Source organism: Mycetohabitans sp. B8 (assembly GCF_021991875.1).
Lineage (GTDB): Bacteria > Pseudomonadota > Gammaproteobacteria > Burkholderiales > Burkholderiaceae > Mycetohabitans.
In genome coordinates, this window is the sequence record NZ_JAHLKR010000017.1 from 110,493 (window position 1) to 122,216 (window position 11,724).

Here is an 11,724-nt window from a genome sequence, read left to right on the forward strand (position 1 = left end):
CAAATGATGTCCAAATTGCGTATCGTTTTTGCAGCGCTGATGGTGGGCGCATTGGCGGCGTGCCACTCGGGTGTCAAACTCGATGAAGGCGCCAACGCCAAGGGGGGCGCCGTGGGCACGCAACCGCAGCTGACCGACGTGCAGCAAGTTAATGTTGACGAACTCAACAACCCGAACAGCCCGCTCGCCAAACGCAGCATCTACTTCGATTTCGACAGCTACGCCGTCAACGATGAATATCAGCCGCTGCTGCAAGCCCACGCACAATACCTGAAGGGCCATCCGCAACGCCACGTGCTGATCCAAGGCAACACCGACGAGCGCGGTACCAGCGAATACAATTTGGCATTGGGCCAAAAGCGTGCCGAGTCGGTGCGTCGCGCGTTGGCACTGCTCGGGGTGAACGACAGTCAGATGGAAGCAGTGAGCCTGGGCAAGGAAAAACCGGCTGCGACGGGCCACGATGAAGCATCGTGGGCACAGAATCGCCGCGCCGATCTCGTCTATCAATAACCCGCGGTGACTCACGCATGAATGTCCGTTTCAGTAGGCTGCGCATCGCCGCAGCTGTGGCTGCGACAGGCGCCGCGCTCGCCGCGCCGCCTGCGCACGCAGGTCTGTTCGACGATAACGAGGCACGGCAAGCGGTGCTGGACCTGCGCGCGAAAGCCGACTCGTTGTCAAACCAGATGAGCGCGGCGCAGCGCACGATATTCGATCAATCGAACCGACTCGACCAGCTGCACCAGCAGGTGGCAACGTTACGAGGACAGAACGAGGACTTGGCCAATCAAGTCGCCGCGCTGCAAAAGCAACAGCGTGACTACTACACTGACCTAGACGCGCGACTGAAGAAGTTCGAACCTCAGCAACAGACGATCGATGGCGTCCAAGGCGAGGTACAACCAGGCGAAACGGACGCGTTCAACGCGGCGTTGCAACTGTTCAAAAACGGTGACTTCAAGGGCGCGACGTCGGGATTCAAGGCGTTCGTGTCGAAGTATCCGAATAGCCCATATCAGCCGACAGCACAATACTGGCTCGGCAATGCGTTGTACGCGCAGCGTGACTACAAGGCATCGACAACGGTGTTGCAGGGCGTCGTGACGAAGTACCCTACGCACCCGCGCGCGCCAGAAGCATTGCTCGCCATCGCAAACAACCAATTGGAGCAAGGGCAGAAGGCGGCCGCGAAGCGAACACTGGGACAGGTGCTTGCGCAATACAGCGGATCGAATGCCGCGCAGGCGGCACAAAGCCGGTTGTCGCAGATCCGATAGCGAGCGTACCGATGGGCGGCTCCCCGTGAGTCGCTCGCTTGACCAATCGGTTTTTTGTCGATATAATTTTTGGCTCTTTGGGTCGTTAGCTCAGCTGGTAGAGCAGCGGACTTTTAATCCGTTGGTCACTGGTTCGAATCCAGTACGGCCTACCAAGGAAATCAAGGGTTTAGCAGCGATGCTAGGCCCTTTTTCATTGGGTGATAAGTCTGTTATTAGACAGTGTCTCATATCGAGCGGCCACGTGTTCATTGCTGCGTGTAGTTTTTGGGCCGCTGGCTTCGGCAAGCAAGGACGGCTGCGAGCACTCCCTACAGAGATTTACCCCCACACCCTAACCCTGTATAGATCAATGCTTTGAGCAACTTGGGATTTGCAAAACCACGGCGAATCGATGACAAACTAACTTAAGGTGCTGAACACACCTTTTCGCAGGCAGAAAACCGCTCTCGTGGGCCAATTGATGTGCGGCAGCACATGTTCGTCCGGAATTACCGGTCACGATGAATCGGAATGCTCGGTCACGTTGAGCCGGAATACCCACTCGACCAACTGCGGGCCGACACCGGGCGCGCCGAAGGTTGAATGACGCAGTCACCGGCATACGGTCAAGCCCCCGCGAGGGGCGACGTAGGGTAGAGGGAGCGCTGCGATCGAAAAGATGCTAAAATTGATGAAAAATTTCATCAATTTTAGAGGGAAAGTCTTCATGCGAACCACTGTCACCATTGACGATGCTCTTTACCAAAAAGCGCTGGAAATCGCCGATCCCAACATGGATAAATCGGACATCTTTCGTGAAGCCATCAAGACTTTCGTGCGGGTACAAGCGGCCAAGCGTTTAGCTGCGCTGGGCGGTACGATGACAGATATGCAAGACGTGCCACGTCGCCGTACGGAGCCAGGCGAAAGATGAGCGTACTCGTCGATACTTCGGTATGGGTGAGCCACTTCAGGATCCGCAACAATGCTTTGGTCGACTTGATCCAAGCCGACTTGGCACTGACTCACCCTATGGTCTTGATTGAGCTTGCTTGCGGGACACCCCCGGCTCCACGTACCCAGACACTCAACGACATTGGGTTGATGCAGCCCGCCAATCAAGCGAGCTTGACAGAAGTAATGACGTTCATCGAACGCGAAAAGCTCCATGGGCTTGGCTGCGGGCTAGTTGACGTGGCATTGCTCGCTTCAACGTTGATCACGCCAGGCGCGCAACTATGGACACTGGACAAGCGCCTTGCCGATTTGTCGGCACGTTTTGATGTGGCGCATCATCCCAAGTTGCACTAGATTCGGGTTTTACCCACATCCCCCGCCCCTGTTTTTATGACCCCGGAACGCAAAAAAGCCCAAGGGTTCGGCGCGGCGCTGGATGCAATGGGATGAAATAGATCTTTTCCAGATTGTCCACCTCAACGGCATTCCCCACGCGACAAAAAATCGGCTAGCTGTCTGGCCGATGTCAAATTTGGCGCTAATTGGCCAGGACATGACGCAATTGCAGTTGGAGGTGTGATATGCCGCTCACCCGACCACTGCCCCCTCTACGCGAGGTATCCAAGGCCATCGCCAATACCAGTCACGGGATCGATGCGTTGTGCGAGTTGCTTGGCAAGACCGATACTGAGGCGCCGGCTCGCGCATTGCCTTCGAGTTGAACGGGACACGCCGCTACCTGCATCGTCCGCATCCGGGCAAAGAGGCAAAGCGGTATCAGGTGGAAAATTTGCGCGACTGGTTCATCGAATTGGGAATCAAACCATGACCAATGCAATGACTTACAAGGGCTATTTCGCTCGCGTCGATTTTGACGGGCGAGACAACATCTTCATCGGCCACGTGCTCGGTGTTGACGACAAGATCAGTTTTCACGGCGAGACGGTTGCTGAACTGAAGCAAGATTTTCATGCAGCCATCGATCACTATCTTGATCTTGAAGACTGCAAGCAAACGAATCGCAAGCCTCAAAAGCCAGCGTCGGGAATCGCCAAACGTGAAGGCGCTCGCCCGAGCAGGACGGCATCGAGCGGATGTGTTGCGAGCCTGCCTTTGCCGCTCGATTTTTCCCATCATGAGCAAATCCCCATAAATCCAGCATGACGAGCCGTCATGCCTTCGAGCGGCTCGTTCGATATCGCATGCAGCGCCGCCCAGGCGAGATCCGCATGACCGGTTTGCTCGCTGCGGCTGGCCTCATACGTCAACTGCCGGCCGCTGACGGTCAGCGTCTTGCGAATGGCCATGAACGACTGCGCCATGTCGGTCCAACCCGCATCGAACTGCAACCGGGCATGGCCAACCACCGACAGTCCTTTGAGCACGAGCCGGCCCTTCACTTCCGGCGAGTCATTAAACGCGACCACACGCGGGTAAAACTGACGCACGAGCTGATAGACGCCCTGCCCGATGCCGGTCGTATCGATCGCCATATACGTGACGGTGTAACGCTGCGTGATTTGCTCGATGCTGCGCGCTTGGGCTCCGAAGTCCAGGCCGCGCCACTGGTGCTTTTCCAGTATGCGGAAGGAACCCTCGGCCACCAGCGGCGGCACCACGACAACGCACCCGGCCGAATCCCCCGACAGCGCCGGGTCGTAGCCCACCCACACCGGGCGGTCACCGAACGGGCGCGCCGCGAGCGGTTTGAAGTCGTCCGCCCACTCCTGCCATGAATCGACCATGCAGCGCTGCAAATCCGCGAGCCTGAAAATCGACGCGGTGTCGTCGATGAACTGACACATTAGCAAGTTCGCATACTCGTCGGCGCTGTACTCATCACGCAGCTCGGCCAAGTCAAAGAGCGTGCAGCCGGCTGCCGCCGCATCCCCGACGGTGACGTTCGCTGCCCGCGCCTATGCGCATTATGCAATAGCATCCGCATAGCCATGGGCCACGACCCGCGACTTCGGTTGACTGCCGTTCGGCATCTGGAGCTGCTTCGTGGTCCGGTCATCCGTGCGCCAATACCAAGCGATCAAAAGAACCACGTCACGATGGCCTGCACGATGTCATACAGCCACTGTGCTCCCCAAGCACATCACGCAACGCGGTGCGAGCGCAACCACGCAAGCACTCGCCCCATGCATGCGCAGCGTCGGCGGGCTGGTAGCTCGCCCGATAGTCGGCAAAAAACGCATGTCCGGCATGCGGATAGACATCAATACGCGATGACCGGGCGGCGGGACTACCCTGCTCAAGTCCGGCGCGCATCGCGCTCAGATGCGCCGCCGGCACGATCGGGTCCTGCCCGCCATACAGGCCCAGCACGGGCGCGCACAGCCGGGACGCTACGCTGACCGGATGGGCGGGCGTGCACTCCGTCACGTCGCCGTCGAGCCGACCGTACCATGCCACGCCCGCGTTGACGCCCGCGTTATGCGCCGCGTAGAGCCATGTGATGCGGCCACCCCAGCAAAAACCCGTGATGCCGAGCCGGCCGACGTCCCCGCCCAGCACACCGGCATGCGCTGCGGCTGCATCGAGGTCCGCGATCACCTGTGTATCAGCAGTCCGGGACACCACCTCGCGCATCAGTTCAGGCAGTGTCTGGTACGCTGACGCATCGCCACAGCGCGCAAACAGGTCCGGTGCGAGCGCCAGATAACCCCGCTTAGCCAAGCGCCGGCATACGTGTGCGATGTGCGCATGCACGCCGAACACTTCCGACACAACCAGCAGCACCGGGTGCAAGCCGCTGCCCAAACTGGGCTTCGCAAAATAGACTGGAACCTCGAAGCCAGCCGACGATACGCTCGTTTCGCCCACCACCAGTCCTTGCGCGTCGGTATGGATCGTGGTGCCTTGCACCGGCGAGGCCGCCGCCGATACGCGCTCGTGCGCGCCCATCACGGTGCGCGAACTGTTCGACTTGAGCTTCAGGCCATCCATTCGACTGTCCTTCATGCTCAGCGCGAACCCAATCCGCGATACGGCAGTAGCGGCACCCAATGCTCCAGTTCGAGCATCACGGCCTTGACCAACGGCAACGACTCGATCATCGCGCGGGCCGCCGGCTCAGAATCGGCTTCGAGAATTGAGCAGGCCCCGCGCTTGTCGCCGCGGTACCAGATCTGGCGTACCGAACCCTCGATGTACAGCGTGCGGGCACGCTGGGCCTCGTCCTCGAGCAACGGTGCAAAATCCTCATCCGAATAACGATCCGTGCACAAGCGCGACAGCGCAAGAAATTGCATCATGCGACACCATGATTCAGGGTGCGTTGAGTGTAGCGGCACAGTGATATGCCCACAATGCACACGATGCCCGCATGTCGTTGACTTCAGGGCAACGCTTGTATGGGTGACCGACAGGCGCAGCTTGCAATACGCTCTTTGCATTCGAGGCACTGAGCGCCGAGTTCGAAAAACCCTTTGGAACAAAACCCCAGGACGTGCCCTGCACGCGCTGTCGGTAAAGATCGAGGCAACGTTACGGGACATGCTCGGAAATCGGCCAAGCCCGACCATCGGTTCATCCAACGAATTGGGCTGGAGCGCATTCGATCTATTTTCTATCTTGCCGTGCCCGTCATGACCGATGAGACGGCAGAAGGCACCATTCCACTGGCATTCGGTTACGCAGCGGCATGACCTGCTGGTCGTCGTATCCACACCATGCCGGAACTTTCCCGTTTGAAACGAAACGGTTGTGAGCCAGGGTCAACGCTCGTGAATCGTGGGCGGAGCGGCGGGTCGACAATGTCGTCGAAAAAATATAGAGGGTTACCGTCGTTAAAAGTTTGCAGCGCCTACGTTTTGAGTCATGGGGCTTTCAATCTTCACGTCTATCAAAGATAATCGGGCAGTGTGAATTCGAGCGCCACACGCAATTTCGCGCACCGCATGCACGTTCTCACAGGCCACTGCAAGTTGCGTACACAACAAATAGAAGAAACAACTGGTCACACATTAGCTCCTTACATGCAATGATTATTCACAATAATGACTATAAACACCAAACACTTCAACATTACATCAAATAAATTGCAACTTTGTGCATGTCGATTCGAAATTTGTCGGTTTCAATTAGGTCTGCGCGCTTGGCTTTTTCAAATAGCTTCTCTATAGTTAAGCTACTTTATAACTAGGCAAGTGTGACGATTGGTGCTGGGTACCGTTAAGCCCTATGCATATCGGCCGTTTATGAAGCCATGAGATGATTCTCTAGCAGGACAAGTGCATCTCAACAAATGTTCGATTTCATGAAAGTCAAGTCTGGAGCGAATGGAAATGACAAAGTGCTTCCTGCTATACCGATCCATCCTGCCTGCGCTCCTCCTCCCCCGTCGGCACTGGATCTAATTGAGATACTGCAAGGCGTTGACGCTATACGTAGCACCCACGTCACCATTACTTTGACGCCTTGCATACAAGCTTGATCCGTATCCGTCTGTTTCGCTACGGCAACGATTACTGAAGTCATATTGAGGCAGGCATCCGTTACCCGCCTCAAGTGTAGTTGCGCGTTTGCCGTATGTTGTAAAGTTAAGTGTTTTTCGCATGGATGCAATGCTGTCAAAATTCATTGCCTTCTTTTAATCACAATCACCATATCAACCGGCGTAAGTAAAGGAGTTAATTTATGACCAATCCCTTTGACGACCCAAATGCAAGCTTCGTAGTTCTGATTAACTCTGAGAATCAGCATTCATTATGGCCGAATTTTGCCGAGGTGCCTGCGGGCTGGCAAGTGGTGCACGGACCCGATACACGCCAAGCTTGTCTTGACTATGTCAACACGCATTGGACCGACATGCGCCCCAAAAGCCTAATTGAGGCCATGGATGGCTGAGCCAAAGCGCCGGCGCGGCTGATCAGCTTACGTGATAAGCGAAGTTATTTTTTTCACTCCTTGACTGAACCCTATTGCTATGAAAATCCTTGGCATCAACTCCGCCTATCACGAATCCTCCGCGTCGATTGTCATCGACGGTAAAATCGTAGCAGCGGTCGAAGAAGAGCGATTCACACGGATCAAGCATGCGAAAGAAGCTTGTGTCAGTGGCCCAGCTGAGCTACCCAAAAACAGCGTACAGTTTTGTCTTTCCTATGCAGGATTGAAAGCCACTGATTTGGATGGGGTCGCTTACTCGTTTGATCCCGCGCTCAGAAAGCGCGAGTTCCAGCTTGATTCGCTCAGCTTACCGGGTGATTGGGGAAGTGCGGAAGGAGAGAAAATTTTTCTGGCCAAGCTCCAGCAAGTTCCCGGTGCAATCGATGCGCTTCTAGACCGTCAGCTTGGCAGCAAATTAGCGTTTGTTCCGCATCATATTGCTCATGCGGCTTCTACTTTCTATCCGTCTGGATTCGACCAAGCTGCGATTCTTGTCGTCGACGGGATCGGCGAGTCAGGTTGTACTTTGCTGGCTCGTGGAGACGGCAATAAAATAATAACGCTGGATCAGGTTGATTATCCGCACTCGCTCGGCTTTCTATGGGAAAAGCTGAGTAAATATTTGGGCTTTTCCGAATATGATGCTTGCAAGCTGATGGGGCTGGCCGCTTATGGTGATCCAGCCGTTTTCAGAAATACATTCAAAAAGCTTCTTAATTCAGAAGTAAGCCGATATACGATAGATTCGGAAGTGGCCCATTTCCGTCTGCCAGACTTCGAGCAGATCGAAGCATTGTTTGGCCCGGCACGAGTCGATAAGGAACCGATCCTCGACCATCACCGCCATGTTGCCGCCGCCCTTCAAGAAGCCACGGATCACGCGCTCATGGGATTGGTGCGCGAACTGCGTGAGCGCACCGCCTCTGATAAATTGTGCTATGCAGGCGGTGTCGCGTTGAATTGCGTCAGCAATTCCGTCATCAAGGAAAGCGGCTTGTTTTCTCAGATGTATGTCCCCACCGCGCCGCATGATGCAGGAACGGCGGTTGGCGCAGCGCTTCATCTGTATTATTCGCTTTCCGGTCAGCATCCGTCACAGGGGGATAACAACCCATACCTTGGCCCGGAATTTCCTGATGACGCTATCGATGCCGCATTCCGTGACGCAGGCCTGTCACCGCAACGTAGCGCTGATCCTGCGCGCGATGCGGCAACGCTCATCGCCGACGGCAAGATCGTAGCCTGGTTTCAAGGCCGCATGGAATTTGGTCCACGCGCGCTGGGTAACCGTTCACTACTGGCCGATCCACGCAGCGCGTCGATGCGCGAGGTGCTCAATGTAAAGGTCAAGCACCGCGAAGAATTTCGCCCTCTCGCACCGAGCGTACTGGCCGAAGAAGCCGCCCACTGGTTCGAACTCGGCCAAGCGTCGATAAGCCACCAATCCATGCTGTTTGCTTGCCCGGCCAAACAAGATCGCCAGGCATCAATTCCAGCGGTTCTTCATAAGGATCATTCCGCTCGTGTGCAAATGGTCAGTCGAGATAGCAACCCTAAATTTCACGCACTGATTAAGCATTTCTTCGAAATAACCGGCGTACCGGTTGTACTCAATACCTCATTCAACGATAGCGAACCCATTGTCTGCACGCCATCGGATGCAATCAAGACGTTCCAGGGAACGGCCATTGATGCTTTGTTTATTGGCGATCGGTTTGTTGTCAGATAAGCCAGTGCTCGATTGCAATACCGATAACCGGATAATACGGGAGTATAACTATGCACCACACAAACGAAGAAAAATGTATTTTTTTCATCACGAAAAACCACGATCAAGCGACAAGCCATCATCAGATAGCCGACTGCTTGCCTATAGCCCAATGGAATTCAATGCACCACGGCCTGAATGGTAAAAACGACGAAAAAAATAATTTATTGTCGTCGCCCTATCCAATCAAGATCGTGACGGATGCCTTTCACTATCAGCATGCTGACCAAGTTCTTCCAATACAGCCGGAACAGTTATTCTTCATGGACTACACGTCCCCAGAGGATATAGCACAGGCAAGCGTTCTAGACATCGGCGTTGGTTCAGGCGTATTGAGTATTTTTTGCTTACTCAACGGAGCCACATCTTGCGTTGGATTAGATGTCAACCCAAGAGCAAAGATATTGGCCGGACACAACGCCATCATCAACCATATCGATAAAAATTTCGATATTCGCGACGGTAGCATTTCGAATATTTTTGAATCTGTCAAGGATAAGCAATTCGATTTTATCTGCTCCAACCCTCCGTTCGAGCCCACTCCACCCGGAATTGAGTATTACCTCAATTCTGCAGCAGGCGTTTATGGAATGGATTTTGCAGAAAAGATACTGTCCAATATCGACCAGCACTTATCAAGCGACGGCACCCTGCAAATGGTCACTATGGCTCCAGGAGATGCGCAGAAGCCATTCAAGCTATATGAAATCCTAGAGAATCATTTAACGGGACTGGCAGTAGAGATTACGCTGGATCGGCAGCCCATTCTCTATGATGATTTTGTCAACAGGTTCAGCACTATTTTTGGTTACAGCGATGACGTTATTTCTCAGATGAAAAGGACGGCTCGCAATGACGGCGTCACGCATCTTCATATGCTTATATTGAAATATAAAAAAGGGCGACGTGGCAGTATCACGGAAAAAACTGCCTGTAAAACTTATGAAAATTGGACGACCCCGCTTGGGGCACGAGATCACTGTTATATGTGACAAATACACTGATCGTGACCACGGGCAGGCCATCGAAGGCGAAGGCGGACGCAGTCGGAGGTCTGCCATGCAAGATTCGTAGCAGAGCAACGCCGCCTGCAAAAAAGGAAGATATTGATGTTGATGGTTCAATACCTGAAGCGGTATTACCGGCCCTTACTTGCCACAGCAATCCTTTCGTCGGCCGGCGCAATGCTGACGATTGGCCTGCTCGCTTATATCAATCGATTGGCAACGCAAGGATTACCGCAACTCAATTGGGTTTGCCTTGTGACAGCGCTGGGATGGTTCGGTGCGCTGTGTCTAGCCAATGGTGCTTCACAGATCATTCTGGCCAAGCTCAGCAGTGAATTGGTGGGTCAGTTGCGTAGAGATTTATCCAAACAATTCATTGAAGTTGACTATTGCAAATTAATTAACCATAAATCGACCATATTTGGCGTCTTGATTGAGGATATCACCCGTATTAGCCCGCTGATCATGCTTGCGCCCCATCTCGCGTATAACGTTATCTTGGTGCTAATTTGTTCAATCTATTTAATCACACTGTCGTTTCAGCTTTTTCTTGTCTTGTTGGTAGGACTGGGTATTCCCCTTGCAATCTCAGCATTCTTGCTAAGATCCACCCGCAAGCCACTTGACGCAATGCGGCGCAGCGAAGAAGCACTGTTTGAACATTTCCGCGCGATTGCAGATGGCAAAAAGGAAATGTTGTTAAGTCGAGCACGTGCCGAACATTTTTACGACGTGCTATTGCTGCCTGCGATTGGGCAAGCACAAAGGTTGATGAGACAGGTTCATCTGCGCTGGAACCTCAACGAGGCATGGTCGTCCGGTGCTGCATACGGCACCGTGTTTGTGGTGGTCTACCTGGGCTATGCAGCATTTGCGCTTCCCTCCGATGTGATTGTGCGCTTTGTCATCGGTGCGCTGTTTATCGTAGGACCTTTGAATTTTTTAATTCATTGTGGCCAGTCTGTCAGCACCGGCTTGAGTAGCTTGCGTCATCTTGAACGCGTCGGGCTGGATCTGCGCTCGCAGAACGCCACGACTGATGAGCATACGACGTCGCACACTGATACGAAATGGCAGTATATCCATGCACAAGATCTCTGCTATCGCTATCCTGAAAGCAAGATAGATGAAGGCATTGGGCCATTCAATTTAAGTATTCGCCGCGGTGAAATGGTATTTATTGTTGGCGATAACGGTAGCGGCAAATCCACATTGATGCACTTGCTGTGTGGCCTGCTGCCCCCCAGCTCGGGGCGACTTTGCTTGGACGAGCAACCCGTTCCATATGGATCAAGCGCATATAGGGAGCGTTTTTCCAGTGTTTTTGGTGATTTCTTCCTGTTCTCAGATGTACTGGATGCAAAAGGTGATGCACTGCCTGATGCACAAATACGCACGCTGTTGCGTGACTTGGACTTAGACGAACAACTCTCGGTAGATCAAGGAAAGCTTTCAAAGACCAGCCTCTCTACGGGGCAACGAAAACGGCTGGCATTGCTGCAATGCTACGCTGAAGATCGGGAAGTTTGCCTGTTTGACGAATGGGCTGCAGATCAAGATCCTCGTTTTCGACAACATTTTTATTTAACATTGCTGCCACAACTCAAGCAGCAAGGCAAGACGTTGATCGTCATTAGCCACGATGACCGTTTTTTTCATTTGGCGGACCGCCTCATTGTGCTTAAAGGCGGACGCGTGATGTCAGACTCAGCCACCGACACACTGGCAAATGGCACCGATACACGCCTAGCTAGCCTCTCCATTGCCAGCAGCATGGCTGCCGATTCAGCAGCATGACTTGCTTTATTTCGATCGGCTATTGAATGCCAAAGAA

At 53.8% G+C, this 11,724-nt stretch carries 12 protein-coding genes, 1 tRNA gene and 2 pseudogenes; 12 read left to right on the forward strand and 3 right to left on the reverse strand.

Annotated features, from left to right (window positions below; all coding sequences use genetic code 11):
- Positions 1-3: 3 nt before the first annotated feature.
- The 8 genes and pseudogenes from pal (at position 4) to KQH60_RS09305 (ending at position 3,383) form a co-directional block, all read left to right on the forward strand.
- Complete coding sequence (pal, locus tag KQH60_RS09275) at positions 4-513, forward strand: peptidoglycan-associated lipoprotein Pal (protein WP_237576192.1); 510 nt, start codon at positions 4-6, stop codon at positions 511-513.
- 17 nt (positions 514-530) lie between these two features.
- Entirely contained in the window at positions 531-1,280 is a 750-nt protein-coding gene (gene ybgF / locus KQH60_RS09280; RefSeq protein WP_237576193.1) for a tol-pal system protein YbgF, read from the forward strand.
- Between the two features lie 79 nt (positions 1,281-1,359).
- A tRNA-Lys gene (locus tag KQH60_RS09285) sits at positions 1,360-1,435 on the forward strand.
- A 554-nt stretch (positions 1,436-1,989) separates the two neighbouring features.
- A complete protein-coding gene (locus KQH60_RS09290) occupies positions 1,990-2,196 on the forward strand; it encodes a type II toxin-antitoxin system VapB family antitoxin (protein WP_235091378.1) in 207 nt (68 codons plus the stop codon).
- Positions 2,193-2,573: a type II toxin-antitoxin system VapC family toxin gene (locus tag KQH60_RS09295; protein ID WP_237576194.1), complete on the forward strand. Its 381-nt coding sequence runs from the start codon at positions 2,193-2,195 to the stop codon at positions 2,571-2,573. Before KQH60_RS09290 ends, KQH60_RS09295 begins: the two co-directional genes overlap by 4 nt.
- Positions 2,574-2,800: 227 nt before the next feature.
- Positions 2,801-2,941 (forward strand): hypothetical protein, encoded by a 141-nt coding sequence (locus KQH60_RS09300; RefSeq protein ID WP_237576195.1) that lies wholly within the window; start codon positions 2,801-2,803, stop codon positions 2,939-2,941.
- Positions 2,905-3,048: pseudogene (locus KQH60_RS15050) on the forward strand (type II toxin-antitoxin system HicA family toxin); the annotation flags it as partial. The gene KQH60_RS09300 and the pseudogene KQH60_RS15050, both read left to right, overlap by 37 nt.
- Complete coding sequence (locus KQH60_RS09305; RefSeq protein WP_237576196.1) at positions 3,045-3,383, forward strand: type II toxin-antitoxin system HicB family antitoxin; 339 nt, start codon at positions 3,045-3,047, stop codon at positions 3,381-3,383. The pseudogene KQH60_RS15050 and the gene KQH60_RS09305, both read left to right, overlap by 4 nt.
- On the opposite strand, the pseudogene KQH60_RS09310 reads toward KQH60_RS09305, so the two are convergent.
- The 3 genes and pseudogenes from KQH60_RS09310 to KQH60_RS09320 all read right to left on the reverse strand — a co-directional run.
- A pseudogene (locus KQH60_RS09310) lies at positions 3,353-4,120 on the reverse strand (terminase family protein); the annotation flags it as partial. The gene KQH60_RS09305 and the pseudogene KQH60_RS09310 sit on opposite strands and share 31 nt — an antisense overlap.
- Positions 4,121-4,271: 151 nt before the next feature.
- Positions 4,272-5,171 carry a dienelactone hydrolase family protein gene (locus KQH60_RS09315; RefSeq protein WP_237576197.1) on the reverse strand — a complete coding sequence of 300 codons (900 nt, stop codon included), beginning with the start codon at positions 5,169-5,171 and terminating at the stop codon, positions 4,272-4,274.
- A 17-nt stretch (positions 5,172-5,188) separates the two neighbouring features.
- A complete protein-coding gene (locus KQH60_RS09320; protein WP_237576198.1) occupies positions 5,189-5,479 on the reverse strand; it encodes a muconolactone Delta-isomerase family protein in 291 nt (96 codons plus the stop codon).
- Between the two features lie 1,384 nt (positions 5,480-6,863).
- Between KQH60_RS09320 and KQH60_RS09325 the strand changes: the two genes are divergently transcribed.
- The 4 genes from KQH60_RS09325 (at position 6,864) to KQH60_RS09340 (ending at position 11,687) form a co-directional block, all read left to right on the forward strand.
- Positions 6,864-7,073 (forward strand): MbtH family protein, encoded by a 210-nt coding sequence (locus KQH60_RS09325; protein WP_237576199.1) that lies wholly within the window; start codon positions 6,864-6,866, stop codon positions 7,071-7,073.
- A gap of 79 nt (positions 7,074-7,152) precedes the next feature.
- Positions 7,153-8,844 carry a carbamoyltransferase C-terminal domain-containing protein gene (locus tag KQH60_RS09330; RefSeq protein WP_237576200.1) on the forward strand — a complete coding sequence of 564 codons (1,692 nt, stop codon included), beginning with the start codon at positions 7,153-7,155 and terminating at the stop codon, positions 8,842-8,844.
- A gap of 50 nt (positions 8,845-8,894) precedes the next feature.
- Positions 8,895-9,875 (forward strand): methyltransferase, encoded by a 981-nt coding sequence (locus tag KQH60_RS09335; protein WP_237576201.1) that lies wholly within the window; start codon positions 8,895-8,897, stop codon positions 9,873-9,875.
- Positions 9,876-9,992: 117 nt separating this feature from the next.
- Positions 9,993-11,687 (forward strand): cyclic peptide export ABC transporter, encoded by a 1,695-nt coding sequence (locus KQH60_RS09340; RefSeq protein ID WP_237576202.1) that lies wholly within the window; start codon positions 9,993-9,995, stop codon positions 11,685-11,687.
- Positions 11,688-11,724: the final 37 nt, after the last annotated feature.

Coding starts and splice junctions, on each gene's coding strand:
- KQH60_RS09315 (WP_237576197.1), bottom strand. CDS start 5,171: ATGGATGGCCTGAAGCTCAAGTCGAACAGTTCGCGCACCGTGATGGGC.
- KQH60_RS09305 (WP_237576196.1), top strand. CDS start 3,045: ATGACCAATGCAATGACTTACAAGGGCTATTTCGCTCGCGTCGATTTT.
- KQH60_RS09325 (WP_237576199.1), top strand. CDS start 6,864: ATGACCAATCCCTTTGACGACCCAAATGCAAGCTTCGTAGTTCTGATT.
- KQH60_RS09340 (WP_237576202.1), top strand. CDS start 9,993: ATGTTGATGGTTCAATACCTGAAGCGGTATTACCGGCCCTTACTTGCC.
- KQH60_RS09320 (WP_237576198.1), bottom strand. CDS start 5,479: ATGATGCAATTTCTTGCGCTGTCGCGCTTGTGCACGGATCGTTATTCG.
- KQH60_RS09295 (WP_237576194.1), top strand. CDS start 2,193: ATGAGCGTACTCGTCGATACTTCGGTATGGGTGAGCCACTTCAGGATC.
- pal (WP_237576192.1), top strand. CDS start 4: ATGATGTCCAAATTGCGTATCGTTTTTGCAGCGCTGATGGTGGGCGCA.
- ybgF (WP_237576193.1), top strand. CDS start 531: ATGAATGTCCGTTTCAGTAGGCTGCGCATCGCCGCAGCTGTGGCTGCG.
- KQH60_RS09330 (WP_237576200.1), top strand. CDS start 7,153: ATGAAAATCCTTGGCATCAACTCCGCCTATCACGAATCCTCCGCGTCG.
- KQH60_RS09335 (WP_237576201.1), top strand. CDS start 8,895: ATGCACCACACAAACGAAGAAAAATGTATTTTTTTCATCACGAAAAAC.
- KQH60_RS09300 (WP_237576195.1), top strand. CDS start 2,801: ATGCCGCTCACCCGACCACTGCCCCCTCTACGCGAGGTATCCAAGGCC.
- KQH60_RS09290 (WP_235091378.1), top strand. CDS start 1,990: ATGCGAACCACTGTCACCATTGACGATGCTCTTTACCAAAAAGCGCTG.